The 18434-nt window shown below is 43.7% G+C and carries 13 protein-coding genes; 1 reads left to right on the top strand and 12 read right to left on the bottom strand.

All coding sequences use genetic code 11. From position 1 onward, the window contains the following. Positions 1 to 4: 4 nt before the first annotated feature. The 7 genes from mltG to mnmA form a co-directional block, all read right to left on the bottom strand. Complete coding sequence (gene mltG, locus HYV65_02055) at positions 5 to 1021, bottom strand: endolytic transglycosylase MltG (GenBank protein MBI2462997.1); 1017 nt, start codon at positions 1019 to 1021, stop codon at positions 5 to 7. A 76-nt stretch (positions 1022 to 1097) separates the two neighbouring features. Next, the gene (locus tag HYV65_02050; GenBank protein MBI2462996.1) at positions 1098 to 1886 is read right to left on the bottom strand and encodes a hypothetical protein; all 789 of its coding nucleotides are present in this window, start codon (positions 1884 to 1886) and stop codon (positions 1098 to 1100) included. A gap of 227 nt (positions 1887 to 2113) precedes the next feature. Further along, positions 2114 to 4219 (bottom strand): hypothetical protein, encoded by a 2106-nt coding sequence (locus HYV65_02045; protein ID MBI2462995.1) that lies wholly within the window; start codon positions 4217 to 4219, stop codon positions 2114 to 2116. A 143-nt stretch (positions 4220 to 4362) separates the two neighbouring features. Further along, positions 4363 to 6246, bottom strand: a complete 1884-nt coding sequence (locus HYV65_02040) for a hypothetical protein (GenBank protein ID MBI2462994.1) — start codon at positions 6244 to 6246, stop codon at positions 4363 to 4365. A 181-nt stretch (positions 6247 to 6427) separates the two neighbouring features. Then, positions 6428 to 7669, bottom strand: a complete 1242-nt coding sequence (locus HYV65_02035; protein ID MBI2462993.1) for a hypothetical protein — start codon at positions 7667 to 7669, stop codon at positions 6428 to 6430. 103 nt (positions 7670 to 7772) lie between these two features. Beyond that, a complete protein-coding gene (locus HYV65_02030; GenBank protein MBI2462992.1) occupies positions 7773 to 9566 on the bottom strand; it encodes an alanine--tRNA ligase in 1794 nt (597 codons plus the stop codon). Positions 9567 to 9747: 181 nt separating this feature from the next. Then, entirely contained in the window at positions 9748 to 10884 is a 1137-nt protein-coding gene (gene mnmA, locus HYV65_02025) for a tRNA 2-thiouridine(34) synthase MnmA (protein MBI2462991.1), read from the bottom strand. A 324-nt stretch (positions 10885 to 11208) separates the two neighbouring features. Here mnmA and HYV65_02020 point away from each other — a divergent pair, with 324 nt between their 5' ends. Continuing rightward, on the top strand, positions 11209 to 12732 hold the full coding sequence (locus HYV65_02020; GenBank protein MBI2462990.1) for an IMP dehydrogenase: 1524 nt from the start codon (positions 11209 to 11211) through the stop codon (positions 12730 to 12732). Between the two features lie 111 nt (positions 12733 to 12843). Here the strand turns inward: HYV65_02020 and HYV65_02015 are convergent, their stop codons facing one another. The 5 genes from HYV65_02015 to HYV65_01995 all read right to left on the bottom strand — a co-directional run bounded on the left by HYV65_02015 (position 12844) and on the right by HYV65_01995 (position 18415). Continuing rightward, complete coding sequence (locus tag HYV65_02015) at positions 12844 to 13518, bottom strand: alpha/beta fold hydrolase (GenBank protein MBI2462989.1); 675 nt, start codon at positions 13516 to 13518, stop codon at positions 12844 to 12846. A 123-nt stretch (positions 13519 to 13641) separates the two neighbouring features. Then, entirely contained in the window at positions 13642 to 14895 is a 1254-nt protein-coding gene (locus HYV65_02010) for an NAD(P)/FAD-dependent oxidoreductase (protein MBI2462988.1), read from the bottom strand. A gap of 208 nt (positions 14896 to 15103) precedes the next feature. Next, the gene (locus HYV65_02005; protein MBI2462987.1) at positions 15104 to 15565 is read right to left on the bottom strand and encodes a hypothetical protein; all 462 of its coding nucleotides are present in this window, start codon (positions 15563 to 15565) and stop codon (positions 15104 to 15106) included. A 246-nt stretch (positions 15566 to 15811) separates the two neighbouring features. Then, the gene (locus HYV65_02000) at positions 15812 to 16477 is read right to left on the bottom strand and encodes a DsbA family protein (GenBank protein ID MBI2462986.1); all 666 of its coding nucleotides are present in this window, start codon (positions 16475 to 16477) and stop codon (positions 15812 to 15814) included. A 126-nt stretch (positions 16478 to 16603) separates the two neighbouring features. Beyond that, the gene (locus HYV65_01995; protein ID MBI2462985.1) at positions 16604 to 18415 is read right to left on the bottom strand and encodes a type IV secretion system DNA-binding domain-containing protein; all 1812 of its coding nucleotides are present in this window, start codon (positions 18413 to 18415) and stop codon (positions 16604 to 16606) included. Positions 18416 to 18434: the final 19 nt, after the last annotated feature.

The following is an 18434-nucleotide window of genomic DNA, read 5'->3' as shown; positions in this document are numbered from 1 at the left end:
GCACCTACCTCAAATACTTCGCCTTATTCGCGTTATGCTCCTCTAATGTTTTTGAAAAAATCGTTCTGCCGTCGGAAGTGGAAAGATAGTACCAATAATCGTTTTTTTGCGGATTCTGCGCCGCTTGAATGCTTTTTAGACCAGGATTCGTGATTGGGCCCGGCGGTAAACCCTTATGCACATATGTATTATATGGCGAATCAATCTTCTTATCCTTGTCCGTTATCTCCCCAGTTTTCTTACCAGTGATATATGCTAACGACGCATCAACCTGCAGAGGCATGCCGGCTTTCAGACGATTGTTGAGCACCCCGGAAACAGCACGCATATCTTCGTACGTTTGCACCTCTTTTTCGAGAATAGATGCCAGAGTGACAATATCGTTAAGATTAGCATTTTGGCTAATTGCGGGTATTGCTTTATCTTGAAAATTCTCCAGCATCTTTGCGACCATTCGTGTAACTGTCGCATCGGGCGCAAAATCGTATGTGTCAGGGAATAAATAACCTTCTAAATTTTGACTTGGCGAAAGCTGTAATAAAAACGGATAATCAAATTTATTACGTGCGTCCTTAATTGTCATATCTACAAATGCAACAAACTCGCCCTGCTTCACTTGCAAGCCTGCTGCAATAAAACGCCTTTCCATATCGGCTGATGAAAAACCTTCGGGAATTGTCACGCGAATATCCTGCGTCGCGCCTTGCTCCATCGCGCTCACAATATCGGCAATACGCATCGATGGACTAAAGCTATATGTTCCAGCTTTTAGCTGCGAGGTCGCATTTTCCCGCCACGCATAGTATAAAAAATACAACGGATTTTGAATAATGCCTTCTTGCTGTAATTTATCCGCCATGGTACTTGCTCCCATTCCTCGCGTGATTTCAATAGTACGCAATTTTGTATCTTGCGCGTTAGCCACTTGGCTTACACCGTATTCCAAATACAAAAACGCGGCAACCGCTAAAGCCGCGGCTCCCACAAATAAAATTATAAAAAATTTGAATATAGTTTTCATTAAGCTTTTTTCCTGATGTTGTAGGCTTTGTTATATGTGAAAAGATGGTCCAGCCGCTGCGGGACCATCTTTAAGACTAATGACGCAACAAGCCTGAATTCCTCATTTTTATGCAAATCTTTTTTGCCTGGCTTGCTAGGTCGCGCATGCTTTTATCTCTAGGATCGGTATATTTGCTCTCGATTAGATCTATGACTCTCTGAGGATCTCCGTCGCTGAACATCCACATCCATGTTTCTATACGCTTCCTAAACTGCGGTACGGCTGGCTTGCCTGTTTTAGAATCAAAGAAAGTATTCTGACTTTCTCTTTCTCTGTAAGGGCAAAATGTATGCCAGGCAAGAAAAGCAACTAAAATTGCTTCGTGCGGCAACAGGCGGCCAAAAATTCTGGTGTAATCCGAATGATGCTCCCATAATCTGTATTCTTCCTTATCAAAAAGATATATCCCATTTATACCTAAAATGCCCGCATTCTTTGCATACTTGCAAAGCTTGTCCGCATGCTCCATCAGCTCGAGATCTTCATCGTTTTTTCTAGGAGAAACAAACCCCTCCCAAAGAGACTTTCGCGCAGAAGCGCTGGTTGCATCTCTGCCAAAAAGAACAGTCCAGCTTGAAATGTCGTTGGAATGACGAACTTGGGTATTGGCTGCTATGCTAATCGTATCCCAGCAAAAATATAAGAGTATAAATACTTCGTGAGGACGAAGATTAGTGAAAAGCGCGTGGTACGGATCGTGCAATTCCCTAGCTGCGATTGCGACTAGATTGTCTGGCTCATTATTTCCGCCGCGTGAACGCGGACGAAAATGATGCTTGGATGTTTTGGGCTTCTTAGAAGCTTGTTCGTCAGAAGCGTCCACGTAGCCTCCCTTCGGTCCGCCGTAGCTCGTAGTGGTAACGAAGATGCGAAGGCGACCTTCGGTCCGCCGTAGCTTCGGCGTAGGCGACCTTTCGTATGATTACTTTTGTTCAGGAACTAGGTCAAACTTCTCACCCAACCATAGCACAAATTACAAAAAATGTAATTCACTGAAGAGTACATTTTAATAAAAAGACCCGCCCTGCAGTCGCGGGGCGGGATACAATATTAAATACTAAACCGATCATAAAGCGCTGTAACTACTATAGAATTACTATCGAGACGTTCTTCGTCTTCTTCCCTAGGGCCTTCAAATATAGTTTCTGTAGCAATAATCCTCTGATCTTGAGAATACACCTTGAGAATGCCAACGCCCGTATCAACTGTCTTTAATTTACCATCCTCAAAGTCGGTGCCGGAAACAAGCGTCCCTACTTGCAACGCTACCCTTTGACCAAGATCGCGCTCCCACTGCAATACTTCCTCTGCAGTATGGAAGTTAGCAAGCACCGCGATATGAAAGCCCTTACGCGCGCCGAGAGTATGCTGGGCGCGAAGAGAGGTGGTTTGCGCGCGCGCCATTTCTGGATGGTTGATACTCATTTTAAGCCCGGAATGCAAAACGTGTTCATCAGAATAAATAATATGAGCCCTAACTATTCCGCCAACCCCTTTAGTGAAAAAATTGCGCTTGCTAAGATATTCTTCTATACGTTCAATTAGATATGCTGTCAGACGGGTACGAAATGTTGTAAGAGGATCGATGCCAAAGTCCAACGTCCATTTATCGTGATTGCCACGCCAGAAACGAAAATCGAGCAAAGACTTTTCTACAGCAGCCATAACGCTCTGCTCATCCGCCGAGCTATTCTTACGCCTACGTGTTAGGTCAAACCGTGCTTTAAATACTTTAAACATTACCGCGCCAACCAAACTTGCTGCCAATTCCTCTTGCTTGGTATAGTTCATGCCTACAAAAACTTCTCCGCGCAGATGTAGATCGTGTTTTAATCCCGCTATATAGTCCCCCGCGCCAACCAACGTGGTAATCCCATGTTGCAAGATAATCTTGGGTAGATCGTGAACAAAATATTGATATTGAGTACTATTATATCCTGCGTGCAAACAGCCGAATGCTAGAATCGCGTCAACTTTCAATTTCTTAGAATCGATAACAGGATATGCCAACTTTGTTTGTAGCCAGCTTATAGCAATATCATACTTCTTTGATGCATCGTCGTAAACTATAAGGGGATCGAATCCGCCATTCCTATATTCTGTAAGAGCTTGCTCAATAAGTTCACGATTTTTGCGCAGGGCATCTTCCAGCATGCCGATAGTTTGAGGATACTTCTTCAACTCCTCCAAAATAGCTATTTGTAAAGCAGAAGCTACCTGCGGATTTACGATAAGCGTGCGCTCATTAGCAACGTAGTCCTTTAAACTAAATGTTCGCACGAAAGGATTGTCGCTATCAGAATAGAACTCAACTACACGAACACCAACTTGGTTTTCTGAAGTTGTTACTTCTTGAAGACGATGAAGCCCTGGCGTGGATACTCTAGGCCGAGAAAGCTCTCCGCGTGGGCGAATGAGACTGACGCACGCGCAGTCGCTAATCCACAACTCCGGCAGATCTTGAGTCGTTTGAAGCGAGATATCTTCAATAAGCCTGTCAGGACGCGTAGAAAAATACTTTGAACGCCACGCGGCTTTAGTGGGAAGCACAACCCAAAAATCTTTATCTTTTCCATCTTCGCGCAAAATGCCTTTCAGCCGCACGCGTTGATCGCCATGACCCCAATAGGAGATATCGGGGCGCGAACGGCTCAAACGCTGCGCGATTTCAGGCCCATTCTCACCATCATAGTTAATCGCAGGAGAAGTAATAATATAGATTCTGGTTTTCTTTCCCTCAGAATTCGTAAATTCTGGAATTAGATCGGCCAGTCCTAGTGCAATGGCATCGAGTGTTTCTTCGCGTATCCGTGAACGAATTTCGGTTATAGTCTCTACAGTCTCTTTATCTTCCCTCGGAACACTCTTATTATTTGCAATTAAATTTTTTCGTTGCTGTAATGCTTTTGCAATATTTTCTTTTAGTAACTGCCTATAACTATGATTTGATATTAACCCGCCAGCAATAACAACAAAGTCAATACCGGGGGCAATGCAAAATGTACTCGCGGCAAGATCGAGTAATCCTTTACGGAAACCCTTGCTTGGATAATCGATGCGCGAAATAAACCCTACGCGAATAACTTTTCGTTTCCCGTCCTTTGCGTGTTTGCCAATTTTACTGTAAACAACGGGCTTGGCATTGCCTTGATTCACCTTTCGCCTCCCCACAAACAGATTATATTAAGTTTGGAAAGTGCCTATTCTTTATATCTTTATAGCATCGGCTTGTATACTTGCGCAACGCACCAGAGTCGTTGCAAAAAAATCCCTCACAGCTGTGAGGGATTTTTTTGCAATTATTCTGCCATATATTTAACATTGATAGTAATTTTCTCCTCATTTTTAGGAATGCTACGCACCCAAAATGGCCAAAATTTCACTTCCGTTTTATCAACCCCTTGCAAACTTGCAAGATATAATCGCGCTCCTTCTTCATTAAGCCCAGCGAGATCGTCGCGTAAAGTATCCAATACTACCACATAACCTATTGGTTGTTTTACATTAAGCGATATCACGAACTTACCGCTGATAAAATCTCGTTTACCGAAAGTATATGTAATATTTTTATCGGAAAGAATTTTAAGATTACTCGTATTTTCAATACTATTCGCAAAATAAGAGTCGATAATCTGATTAACATCCTCTTGCTTAAATACGAGCGCCATTGCCGTGGATGTTACCTTGCCGTTAAGTGAATCTGTTTGATCGCCTGGCTTATGGTCAAAAGTAAATATGGCGGGAAGCTCGCTCAACGCATCGGGCGCAAGAAAATACCCTTGCGGAATACTACCACGAAGCTTATCTGAGGCACGTCCGTCCACCGCCTTGAGGAGCGTATCTTTGGCATTAAAAATATCGCTATCGGTAATAATACGCGCAATACCCTTAAACCCTCCGCTCATCTGAGTATCGGACTTGCCATAGAAAGCGATAAATTTAGGAGTACCCTTAAACCCCGGGATAGAAAAAGTAGAAGGACCAATATTATACTGTTCGCCAGCTTCTGCCGCGTGAACGCTTACAATCGTGGAGCTTGCGACAATCTTTCCTCCGTCTATCTGCGCGCCTGCTATTACCACAGTCTCATCCGTACGAAAAAGCAGGCCATCGTTTGAAACAAAGCGTGTGCCGCTAACAAGCGTTTGCGGCGCGGAGCTAAACTCATTGTAAACTCTAATTTTTCCGCTTGCGTATTGTTCGATATTCTGCTGGCCGGATGCGGAAAATATTTGCGTTGCATGCTGTGTTTCCTGAAGAATCTGTCCTCCTATTAAACTATTTTTTTCATCCACGCCGGAAAAAGTAGTTTCAACTCTAAGGGGAATGATCGCTTCTCTGGTATCTATATGCGGATATATAGTTATATCAGCTGAGGGTAGGGTAAGAGAAGCGACAAAACCACCAATAAGCACAGTGAAAATAACAAAAATTGCAAAAACGTAAGAGAAAATATCGCGGCTGCGCAATTGCGGAAGAAAAGAAAAAAATGAAAACCATTTTCTCTTCTTTGGTTGCCATGCATTAACGTAACGCGAAGTTTCCAAAAAAACTTGCTCCTGTTTTACCTCCGGATGACCCGCAAACCTCTTCAGCAAAGATAGAGTTGAAAATGAGGACAAAGATAAAGATTGAGCACCCTGCTTCTCTTTTTGTCCAAGCCCATCTTCTTGCACTGGTATATGTATTGTTTCCCGCTCCGCTGACTGACTACGCTTGCGAAGAAACGAATGCATATCTCCTTTGGTTAAACCTCGATATGATGAGCCATCACGACTGCGCGCTAATTTTTGTGGGGTTCGCGTTGCCAACGACCCCCTGCCTCCCGGGAGAATGATGTCAGCTACCCTTGCCGGAACAAGCCTAACAACCCCCTCCTCTTTCCCCTCATCTTCTTCCGGTTCTTTCGCGCCAAACTTCTCGCTTAAATGGTGCACCTTCATTCCTGATTTTGCAGCAAGACCTTGCACGCGTATATCTAAAGAAACAATCACGACCTCTTTACGAACGGTTTCTGCTTCTCGCTGTAAAAGTTGAAAATTTAATATGTGACTGGCAAAACGCGCGTCCTCCGGAATAACAAGAAAAATTTTCTTGGCAGGCGAACGTAAAATCATATCAACAACAACAGCGAGATCGCTGTCTTTGTCTACGTAGAGAGTTGTTTCGCTTGATTGAGGCATTTGATTAAAAAATGCAAAGATTAAAATTACGTATCGTAAATCTCAAATGGCAAATCTCAAATCTACACCTCAAATCTTAAATCTTTCAATCCCTCGCTGTGTTCGGGATGACAAGATAGATTGTCAGTTTTAAGATTTGATATTCAGTTTTACGATTTGAGATTTGAATTTTGAGATTGTTTTACTCTTGTATTAACTTCACCATGCGCTTAATTGTTTTGTAGAGCACGTCGTCTTTGCGTTCTGATTCTGTTGCTATAAACTGCGCTAGGGAAAATACTTGCGCCCATCGCGCGTCATATGAAAATTGCGAATTCACGCTCACCAGTGGAAAAAAACTTTGTTCAATATAATTAATACGCAACGGCTGCAGAAAAGAAAGTTCTTCGCGCCACTCTTTTTTTGCCATCATTTTTTGCACGTGACTAAACATGCTTCCTCCTCCCGTGAGATACAGCACGGGGGGCAATAAACTTGATTGTGAAAAATCATGCAAAATGATTTCGAGCCCTCGTAGAAATGTTTCTGTTTCATTAGCAAAAATTTTCATAAGCTTGCGCGAAACGGCAAGACTTATATCCTCCCTATCATATCGCATTTTAATATGCTCTGCTTCCCAATAACCAACTTCTAGCTCTCGCGCAATTTTTTTAGTAAACGCCGCGCCGCCAATCTCCACGTTTCCCACTTGTTCAATACGTCCTTTGCGCACGACGCTTACCGTACTGCATGAACCACCAACATCAAGAAATATGGCATTATAGTCTGGCGCCACTTTACGCAGAAAATTCTGATGCAGGGCAAAGGGTTCGTATACAAAACCGTCCAGAATCAAATTGCTGTTTGTAAAAAGATCGCTTATTTTTTTCAAATATTGCCGGGCGACATAAGAATTAAAAATACTAAAACTAATTTCTCTTCCGCGAAAATTGAGAGGATTTACAACCCGATAACCGTCAATTTTTACTTCCTGCGCAGCAGCGTTGATAATATATACTTCAATCTCCGACAGTCCGGTCTCGCGCGCGAAATCTTTTCGTAGTGACTCGTACGCGCGCTGTTCAACATTCTGCAATAAATGCTTTAACTCGGGAACGTCGATTTCAGAATGCGGATTTTCTCGTGCGTAAAATTGGGAAAAATTTTTACCAAACACAGAGCTTCCGGAGAGACCGACGAATATGTGGTTGGGCGTAATTCCCGATATACGTTTTAGCTCGGCAAAAACTTTCTGTCTTGCATCTTTTATGTCACCAAAACCATCCGGGCCATAATGCTCCTCGCATGCCGCGCGCACTACTGCTTTCCCATCGCCTATTTCAACCAGTAACGCCTTGATACTAAAAGTACCAAGATCAAAAACAGTAATGAATTCTTTCTTTCCCGGCCAAAAAAATGTTGTTAGAGATGCAAAAGATATCATCACTTATATTATATCACGCGCGCCGTTAGAAACAAACGGGGATAATCTTGGCAAATTAAATACTCCGCAGAACCGCGGAGTATTTAATTTGCCGTGCTTATTATCAACCTTCCACAATCGCCCTAATACGCCGCACTCCGGCGCTCACTGCTTCCTGTTTAGTAATTTTAAATACTCCCACCTCTCCCGTATGAGTTACGTGCGGACCTCCGCACAGTTCTTTAGTAAATACTTCGCCGGTTGCATGGTCCTGCGCGGAATACACTTTTACTACAGCTGGATATTTTTCTTTATTTGAATACAGCGCGCCACTTGCTTTCGCTTTTTCAAACGGCATATTAGTAAAGCCCATTGGCACATCTCGCTTAACTATTTCGTTAACCCAGCCTTCAACCTGCTTTATTTCTTCATCTGTCAATTTTCTGTCAAAATTAAAATCAAAACGCAATCGCTCCACAGTAATATCAGAGCCATCTTGATGTATGCTATCGCCGAGCACTTTGCGCAGACCGGCTTGCAAAAGATGAGTTGCCGTATGAAGCCGAGTAACCTTTTTAAGCTCTTCCTCGTCTCTCGCCCTCAACTCGCCTGTGTCCAATATAAGCCCGTGCCCGCCAAATTTTGCTTCTTGGCCAGCGCGAGAAATCTCTTGATGCTTCTTAAATCGCACGTCAAAATCTTGCCTGTTTAATTGTTCTGCTTTTATACCGCCTAACTCTTTAATAATTTCATATGGCAAACCAAATGTTTCATAAAGACGAAACGCCGCCTCGGTACCAATAACTGTGGTTTTTTCCAACTCCCTCAATCCGCGCGCTACACTTTTTTCAAATTTTTCTTTCTCCTTTATTGTCTCTTCGTATATTACGTTCCAATCAAGCTCGGGGTAAAACTGCTGATACATAGACGTAACCTTTTCAAGAACTGACAGCGTGTCAAAAGGGTTCGCTTGGCGATAAATATATTCGTAAACCATCACGCGGCGCATAAGCCGACGAAGCACATATCCCGCCTCTTTGTTTGAAGGGCGCACACCGTCGGACAACAAAAAAGCCGTGCCCCTGCAATGGTCTGCGATGATGCGCTTTTTGCGCGTGTCCAGCCGCTCGGGCAGCATGTCCATTAACGGCGCGAACAAATCTGTATCAAAAATCGTTGCCTTTTGTTGAACCGTCATAGTCAGCCGTTCGAGCCCCATGCCGGTATCAACTCCAAGAACCTCCAATTTTTCTAAGGTATGGTCGCCAAATCCGCTCATTAAATCCTCTCTACTTCCCGCGCAAAGATATTCATTAAATACCACGTTCCAAATTTCCACGCTCTCGCCTTTGGCATTTTTGATGTAAATTTCCGTGGTTGGACCGCACGGACCGCGACTGCCGGTCGGCCCCCAAAAATTATCTTCCATGCCCGCCTCACGCACCTCAATTGCAGGGTTGAGCAAGCGCCAAATCTCCGCTGATTCAAAATCGCGAGGTATGCTTTCATTTCCTTGAAAAATTGTCACGTATTCAACGCGTAGGCCCATTTCTTTTGCAATGAACTCGTATACATACTTAATTGCTTCTTTCTTAAAGTATCCACCGAATGAAAAATTACCCATCATTTCAAAAAATGTCAGGTGGGTATCATCGCCCACTTCGTCAATGTCTGAAGTGCGGAAACATTTTTGTATGGAAGTCGCGTTTTTTTTGCCAAGCGGAACGCCTTTGAGCGCAGGATGCGGCGAAACCATTGGGTCAGCCTCGCCAGTATAATAAGGCTTGAATTGCTGCATGCCCGCGGTTGTCAAAAGCACCGAAGGATCATCCGGCAAAAGTGAAGACGACGGCACTACCGCGTGCCCGTGCGCGGCGAAATAGTCTAAAAACTTTTTACGAATTTCGGAAGAAGACATGACAGTAAATGTCAAAATCCAAATTACAAATTACAAATGAATGCCAAAAACGAAAATCCAAAATTTTTGACATTTAATATTTGTAATCTAAAATTGATTTGTAATTTGACATTTGAAATTTGTAATTATTCAATGCTAATTTTAAACTTCTAAATCTAAATATCCTTCTGCGCCACAATAATCACACTTTACCACATATCGTTCCTCCGCCCAAGCATTCCTCGCCTTGATAGAATACCGCCGACTGGCCCGGAGTGACAGCGCGTTGCGGCGAATCAAAAACCGCGCGCGCTTTGTCGCCTTCTTTGTATAATGTCATTCCTTGATCCGGCTGGCGATAACGCAGTTTTCCGTTCACATGCAAAGGAAATTTTGGCGCGTCTCCTATCCAATGCAAATCTTCCACCATACACTCACCCTCTTTTAGTTTATCGTCATATTCAAAAGCTACGAGCAAAGTATTTGTCTTGTAATCTTTTGCCGTAACATAGTAAGCCAGGCCTCCGCCAATGCCAATCCCCTTGCGCTGACCAATTGTGTAAAGATGCAGGCCATCATGCGTGCCGATTGTCTCTCCTTTATGATTTATAATCGGCCCGGGGCTGTCAGGAATATAGTGCTTCAAGAAATCCCGCACTTTTATTTCGCCGATAAAACAAATTCCCTGGCTATCAGGCCGCTCGGAATTAGGCAAGCCAAACTCACGCGCCATTTCGCGCACCTGTGGCTTTTCATATTCGCCGATAGGAAAAATTGTCCGCGCCAATTTTTCACTACTCACGCGATATAGAAAATACGATTGGTCTTTATTGCCGTCGCTAGCTTTCATCAGCGAATAACGACTCCGCTGCGAATTTACGAATCTACTAACTTGCGGTTCGTCTAGTCGTTTATTCGTATTTGATTTGCTATTCGTTGATATTCGGGCGTAGTGTCCTGTCGCCATAAAGTCAGCGCCCATCTCCCCCATTACTTTTTCAAAAAAAATGCCGAATTTAATTTCTTTATTGCACATCACGTCAGGATTTGGCGTGCGCCCAGCCGCGTATTCACGCACGAAATAATCAACGACACGCGTTTTGTATTCATCAATAAAATTAAAGCTGTAAAAAGGTATGCCAAGATGCCCGGCCACTCGCCGCGCGTTGTACTCGTCATCAACCGCAGTGCATTGCCCAAGCGTAAGTTCGTCGTTCTCATTCCAGCATTTCATAAACACTCCAATAACATCGCGGCCAACGGCTGGTCCGCCTCTGGCGGAAAAACCCCCGTATTTAAGCAGAGCCGCGGATACGCTAGAGTCCACGCCGCCTGACATGGCTACCACTACCTTTCGATGGAGTTCATCATGAGGGTACTCGAAGGATTTTTTTAACTCGTACGACATAGCCAATACTATACAATATAAATAATACGCCAGCAACTAAAAACTGGGGCTACTCGGTAGCCCCAGTTTTTAGTTGCTGGCGAGCTTGTTACTGCTTCCAACTCGTGCTATACATAGCTAATCATATTGGAATGAAAGTATAGTTCTTTAACAAGGCATCCTTCGTTTCAGCCAGAGGCTAATTCGCTTAAAAAAATATATCATTTTATATTTCTTGCTCTGGCGGAAAAACTACGGCATACCAAAGGAGGAGACATGAGCACAAAAATGACAGGGCTTCCGCTTAGAACTCTATTGGACAGAGATCTCTACACCGCCTACGGTTTTGAAAGAATCGCGTTCGTGGAGGGATACAGAAATTTTGAGCTAGACGAGGTATCAATTCGTGGGCGTTTTTCGCGCAATATTTCGCTCGCGCACCCGTTTGTATCCTCGCCTATGGGAACTGTAACAGGACTTGCCATCGCGGTGCGCGCGGCGCTTAATGGTGGCATAGGAGTCCTACCCTCTACTTTCACGCCCGAAGAACAACGAGAACTTGTACTTTACATCAAGAGCCTGGTGATACAGCCAGCTATTACACCCATTCCATTCACGCTTTCTCTAAATGACAAGATTGCTCGCGCGCTTGATACGGACTATTCAAATCTTCCTCTAACGCGTGACGGCTCGCCGCAAAGTGAATTTATAGGAACCTATGAGCGAGAAGATAGCGACATGCGCCTGGCAAACGATCAGTTACGCACAAGAATGGTTAGGCGTGACGCCTCTGGTGTATCTTTAGCTGATATACCCATGCAAGACGGCCTGCTTGACACCGCATTTCTTCATAACCTCATGGTAAAGAGAGGCCGCAGGTCGCTGGTAGTTTACAATGAGAAGTTGTGGCCAATGTATCTTGTAACCCTCAAAGATCTGGAGTCAAACCATTCATACAGAGATGCCACGCTTGACCGTGAGGGTCGCTTAGCTGTTACCTGCGCTGTAACAAAATATGATTACGAACACCCTGAAACCTTACGCGTGCTAATTGAAGCTGGAGCGGACGCGCTCGTAATAGATACGGCACGATCTTCGGAGAAAAAAGTAGAACTCACCATCCAAGTAATAAAACAATTACGGAATGAACTGAACCGCCCCTGTGATATCATCGCGGGGAATTGCGCGTCGCGCCAAGGCGCGCGCCGTCTGCTTGAGCTTGGCGTTGATGGCCTACGAGTTGGCCAAGGTATTGGTTCTATCTGCATTACTCCAATGGCAAACGGCGTCTGGATGCCGCAGCTAACAGCGGTGTATGAATGCGCGGATGAAGCTCGTGAATATGGCGTTCCTGTATGCGCTGACGGCGGGCTTGAAACAAACTCGGACACACTTGCCGTAATTGCCGCCGGAGCGCAGTGTGTTATGTTCGGCAGTCGTTTCGCGGGGACCCACGAGTCGCCAGCGAAAATTGTTGGTGATGATTGGCGCAAGAAACGCCACATCGGCATGGGCTCGCATGAGGCGTGGGCGGAAAGCAACCGCGCGATTATGCATCATAGCGGCACTGCCATAGCGCGGCCGCTTGTGGAAGAAGGCGCGCCGATTATTGTGCGTGTTAGCGGACACGTCGATCGCCTGTTCGCAGAAATGTCCGAGGGACTGCTTCGTTCGCTTCACGCAATTGGCATACGAAATATTCCTCAGTCGCACAACGCGCTCTGGAATTATAAAGGTCCGTACGTCATACTCGTTGACCCCAGCGCTTTCCGCGTTCGCGGCTTGCATGGCGGAATCTAAACATACGGGGTAATACGCTAATGGCGTATTACCCTTTTATTTTTCTTATCTTCTAATATTAGTTATTTTGAATTTAGCTTAACATACACGGCCGTGTATCTTAAGCTAAATTCAAAAATTGCGCAGCCATGACACAAGCTCATCCATCAAATCAGGATTAGTAAAAAATAGATTCGTCCCATGACCACCCTTTTCATAAAGCTCCACACGCTTTTTAGCAGCGCCTTGGTCGGATAGTTGGCCAACTGCGTAAGCCGAGATGGCATCATCTTTAGCAGCAATCAAAAAAAGTGATTGCGTGGCTTGCAGGACTTGTACTAAAGGTACCGTTTCAATCCCGCCAAAATCAAGCCCGGGCGAAAGCGCGAATGCCGCGCGCGCTTCTGGATGTTCGGCTAAATATTGAATAGCAAGATTTGCTCCTATTGAAGCGCCACCCATAAAAATATCGCCCATAGACACTTCTTTTTCAATAAAGAACTCGCGGCACGCCTCAACGTCTAATTTCTTGGCCTGATGATCTTCTAGTGAAAATTTTTTGTAATCAAGAATAAACCCTTCGCCGTCTTGCCCCTTTTTGATTGATTCGCCATGCCCGCGCTCGTCTATCGCAAGAACTTGAAAACCGGCTTGCTGCAATTTTTTAGCAAACTCGTCCCACGATTCTTTGGTTGCCGGCATCATGTGTAGTAAAATTACCGCCGGCGCTTTTACATTGCTGGCGGGATAATAATTGCCGACTATCATTACTTGGTCAGTGGTTATGAGGGTTAATTTTTCGGGCATAAATTTTATCTCAAATCTCAAATGGCAAATCTTAAATCTAAATCGCAAATCTTAAATCTTTGTTGTAGTTTTTAGATTTGGGTTTTAGTTTTGCGATTTGAGATTTGCGTTTTGAGATTTTTACTATCCATCATTTCTCGAGAACATCCAAACGCCACGCAAAATTAACTTGAGCGCTCGTGGGTATGAAAAAATAGAAGAATAATAACGAAAATCAATCGCCACGCGAAAAACCCACGCAAATAATCCGCTCAGTGTATAGCCGAATACATTAGCGACCGCGTATTTTCCTCCTATTGGCGCTACATACACCGGCGCAAAAAAATCGTACGGCTTCAATGGCTTGCACGTTATTGTACGCAAAATATTTTCTGCGGCAACTTTTCCTTCTTCAATAGCTACAAATGCCGTGCCTGATGCCGGCATATTTCTTTTCTTATCAAAAAATAAAGAATTATCACCTATGGCAAAAAAATCCTCATGGCCCTGCGCGCGCAAATAATCATCGACTACTATTCTATGACGGTTATCTTGGCGCAAGTCCGCCCCGATAACCACCGCAGGTGTCTGCACGCCCGCACTCCACAAGATAATATCCGCCCCAACTTCTTCTCCATTATCTAGAACCACGCTTGATGGGGTTACGCGCGCTATATGCATGTTTGTACGAATGTTTATGTTAAAAACTTTAAGGCGATTTTCTACCGTGTCTATAAATGATTTACTGAATCCTGCAAGGATTCCGCTCTGCGCTTCCATTAAAGTTAAGGCTACATCTGACGACGCAATGCCATACTGGCGACACGTTTTTCTGATGAATCCGGCCATCTCTGCGATAACCTCGACGCCCGAAGGGCCTCCTCCTACTACAATGATATGTTTTTTTTTATTCGCCATATCTCCAATCATCATGCGCAATTTCTCTCTGATCTTTAATCCATCTTCAAAAGATTTAAGTGGATAGCTATTGGACTCTGCTCCTTCAATACCAAAAAAGAATGCTTCCGTCCCCAGCGCGCTGACACAAAACTCATAAGGAATAACATTGCCGTCTTTTGTTTCTATTTTCTTACTTACAACATCTATCTTTATTATTTCATCATGAACCACCTGAATATTAGTGTTGCGAAATACCTCCCGCAGGGGAACGCACACGTCTTCCGCGAGCGCGCTGTCCAAATCGCGGTTTTCAACGCCTGACTTTGGCTCTATTTGCGAGTAGGCGGTCGCAACCTCATAAAGAATGGGGCTGAAGGTATGGAAAGTACGCCTATCAATTACAACCACCTGCCAGCCACTGCTCGGCAATCTATTATTTGCTTCAAGAGCGGCGCGGATGCCGCCGAAACCGGAACCAAGAACTACGATGTTTTTCATAGAAGAAAGAAAATAAATATCAAACTCAAATCTCAAATGGCAAAACTCAAAACTGAATCTAAAATCTACGTTGTATTTCTTGCTTTGGCTGAAAAATTTAAGTTTTAATTTTGCGATTTGAGATTTGAATTTTAAGATTACTTCCATCATACCAACAAAAAACTCCTCTTACAAAAGGAGTTTTTGAAAATATCGAACTTATTCTTTTCTATTGCGCGTATGGCACTATGAATAATAGATAGTGGAATGTATATAGAGCGCCGCCATAAATCACATGCCCCGCGAGTGATGCCACCCAAACATGCTCATGTTGCTTAAATCCCCAAAGTCCACGGCCGCTGATTGGCATTAAAACAGCCATCATCACCAACCATGATAAAATCGCGAACCCTATGCAATTCAACAAGGTAAATTCATAAAACAAAATTTTATTGTACACCAATAACCCGAAAATAAGTCCTAAAACCGAACCTATCAATAAATGACTTGTCATTCCAATTCTACGATGCCACTGCTCTGCCGCACCTGGCAAAATCATTGAACCCAACATTACCGGAATATTAAGATGGATACCCAATAAATTACGCAGAAAAAATACACTCAAAGTCATCACAACCGTTGCAAAAAAACCACTTATTAGATACTCAAACAAAAATGGAGTTAGGGGCATAAACTAAAAATTACAAAGTCCAAATCAATTTTATTTATCTCAAATCTCAAATGGCCCGCCCGCATCGATACGCGAAGCGTTTCGGGCAGGCAAAACTCAAAACTGAATCTAAAATCTCTCAGCCAAAGGCTGATCCCCGCCAGAGGCGGACAGGCGCCTCTGGCGGAAAAACTTCTAATCTGACGAACGGAGATTTAAGATTTGAGTTGCAGATTTGCGATTTTAGATTTGCGTTTTAAGATATCTTTATTTACTCAACTGCGCTTCAATTGCATCAGCATATATCTGAAAACCTTGCGCTCCACTGATGAGCTTTCCACCAATAAATACAGTTGGGGTTCCTGTTACGCCAGCATCGCGACCTGCTTTTATATCCGCGGTAACGCGATCCTGATATTTACTGAAATCAACACAGGAATCAAACGAAGAAGAATCGAGCCCTAAGTCTTGCGCAAACTTTTTCAAATTATCTTTAATAAATGCGCCCTCATTCTCTCCGTTTTGATGAGAATAAAGATAATCATGATATTCCCAAAACTTTCCTTGATCTTGCGCGCAATAAGCCGCATTAGCCGAATCTTGCGATTCCAATCCAAGAAAAGCAAAATTACGATATACGAATTTAACTTTTCCAGTGTCAATATATTGCGATTTAATCTGGGAATATGTGTTTTTGGCGAATAATCCGCAAAACGGACACTGAAAATCCGCAAACTCCACAACAATAACTGGCGCGTCCGTGGAACCTATGACTGGAGATCCATCTACTACTAATGTAGCCATATCAACCGTTTCACCACCGACAGACGCCTGCTTTCCATCGCTGCCAAAATATACGAATGAAACTAACATTAATAAGCTCAAAATACCCAAAGCGAAAGGAATATGCCATTTTTTTTCTGAATCGTTCATAATTTATATGATTATTATATGTATTGCGCGTGATATAAAATTAATTAAGTAAAAATGTTGATCAATTTCACATCGCGCATATGTGTTATTTTATTTATACTTCAAAAATCAATCTGCGTAAATATTCTATTCATCTTCCTCTGCTGGATAATCCTCTTCATCGTCGTCTGCGGATTGGGCATCCGCTTCTTCCTCCGGCTTTATTGTACCATCTTCTGGCTCTATTTCCGTTGTTTCCCCTCCTGATATACCTTCTTCCATTGGAGAATCTTCAGCTATTTCTTCGGTGGTATCTTCTCTAAACTCACGAAGTAGATCGCGCACGGCCTCTAAATCAGGTTCTTTTTTATTACCCGTAAGTTCTGCCGCGGAAAGCTGAACGTATATTGGCGGGTTCGTCTCTGACATCTTTGACTTTGCCAAGTCAAAGTCTTGCGCAGAGGCTGACTTTGCCACATTTCTACCTGCTATCAATTTTTGCCTGCACTTCTTGCAATACACCGGACGTTTGCCATCGGGCTGAAATGGAATTTTGGTCGGCTTACCGCAATTATCGCATACAGCATCAAAAAGTTCTATATTCCCCTCTCTCAGCGATCCTGATTCTGCGGAACGGGCTCTCGATGGACCATCGTCTCTTGAAGCTGACTTAGAATCCATGCCCGCGATATCTTCGTGCCAAGAAGTGATATATTTTTCCACTTCCGCGCGTGGATTAGTAAAATGCGCGCGAGAAAAGGTGACTACTTCGTCACGGCGAGAAGCCTCTGCAAACTCCAGCGGGGGCAATGTCGCGGCAGAAAATCCGCGCGAAGCAAGACCATCAATCATAAGTTTCAAGATAACATTATATTTACCGAGATTAACAAAATCCTCCACGAGAAAATCCGGTGAAAATTCTTTCTCCAACAACTCACCGTCAATCGCGCCAACGCGAAATGCCACAATCGTACCCACGTTGCCAAAAACAGCATCGCTAACCTCCTCTTCCATTTGTGTTACATATTGATGTGCCAAAATAAGAGAGAGATGATATTTACGTGCCTCGGAAAGCACGTCGGCAAACGCTTTTGACTGAAAATTCTGAAACTCATCCACATAAAAGAAAAAGTCTTCGCGCTGTTCTTCTGGAATATCCACGCGTGACATAGCGGCAAGATAGACTTTAGTCATAAGCATGGAGCCAAGCAATCTGCCGTTATCTTCGCCGATTCTTCCCTTTGAAAGATTAGCGATAAATATTTTACGATCATCCATTACAGAGCGGATGTCCACAGTAGATTTTACTTGACCGATGATATTGCGAATGAGTGGCGCTGAAACGAACTGTCCGACTTTATTTTGAATAGATGCCGTTGCTTCTGATTCAAGCCGTTGGGTATATTTTGAATACTCGTCTACCCAAAATGTTTTTACCACAGGATCGCTAATGTGATCTATCACCCGCTTGCGGAATGATGGATTGGAAAACATGCGGTTGATGCCAAGCATGGTTGCATCAGGATATTCTAGCAACGCTAAAATGGCATTATTCAAAATATATTCCATGCGAGCAGACCACACATCTGGCCATAACTTCTTAAACACACCCATCAAACCAGATGCGACAAGATGCCTTTGGTCAAAATTAACATTTTCAAGAACGTTAAAACCCATTGGATATTCATAATCCGCAGGATTAAAATATACAACATCATTGACGCGATCTTGCGGAATAAAATCAAGCACGGCTTCCGCAAGCTCGCCGTGAGGGTCTACGATACCAACGCCATTACCATTAAGGATATCTTGAATTGCCATGGTTTTAAGCATCTCGCTTTTACCCATGCCAGTTTTGCCGATCACATACATATGACGGCGGCGATCGTCCGTTTTAATGCCAAAACGGCTTTTCTGTCCGCGATAATTTAGTTGCGCGAAATAATTTATGTCAGGCATGATAGCGAATTCAAAACTT

This window comes from Candidatus Spechtbacteria bacterium (genome assembly GCA_016188605.1).
GTDB lineage: Bacteria > Patescibacteriota > Minisyncoccia > Spechtbacterales > JACPHP01 > JACPHP01.
The sequence above is the reverse complement of the archived record's forward strand: the minus strand, read 5'-3'. Positions and strand labels throughout refer to the sequence as shown.

Excerpts from the sequence above, each read along its gene's own strand:
- mltG (MBI2462997.1), bottom strand. The coding sequence starts at position 1,021 with ATGAAAACTATATTCAAATTTTTTATAATTTTATTTGTGGGAGCCGCG.
- HYV65_02015 (MBI2462989.1), bottom strand. The coding sequence starts at position 13,518 with ATGCCCGAAAAATTAACCCTCATAACCACTGACCAAGTAATGATAGTC.
- HYV65_02040 (MBI2462994.1), bottom strand. The coding sequence starts at position 6,246 with ATGCCTCAATCAAGCGAAACAACTCTCTACGTAGACAAAGACAGCGAT.
- HYV65_02000 (MBI2462986.1), bottom strand. The coding sequence starts at position 16,477 with ATGAACGATTCAGAAAAAAAATGGCATATTCCTTTCGCTTTGGGTATT.
- HYV65_02030 (MBI2462992.1), bottom strand. The coding sequence starts at position 9,566 with ATGTCTTCTTCCGAAATTCGTAAAAAGTTTTTAGACTATTTCGCCGCG.
- HYV65_02035 (MBI2462993.1), bottom strand. The coding sequence starts at position 7,669 with ATGATATCTTTTGCATCTCTAACAACATTTTTTTGGCCGGGAAAGAAA.
- HYV65_02020 (MBI2462990.1), top strand. The coding sequence starts at position 11,209 with ATGAGCACAAAAATGACAGGGCTTCCGCTTAGAACTCTATTGGACAGA.
- HYV65_02005 (MBI2462987.1), bottom strand. The coding sequence starts at position 15,565 with ATGCCCCTAACTCCATTTTTGTTTGAGTATCTAATAAGTGGTTTTTTT.
- HYV65_01995 (MBI2462985.1), bottom strand. The coding sequence starts at position 18,415 with ATGCCTGACATAAATTATTTCGCGCAACTAAATTATCGCGGACAGAAA.
- mnmA (MBI2462991.1), bottom strand. The coding sequence starts at position 10,884 with ATGTCAGGCGGCGTGGACTCTAGCGTATCCGCGGCTCTGCTTAAATAC.
- HYV65_02010 (MBI2462988.1), bottom strand. The coding sequence starts at position 14,895 with ATGAAAAACATCGTAGTTCTTGGTTCCGGTTTCGGCGGCATCCGCGCC.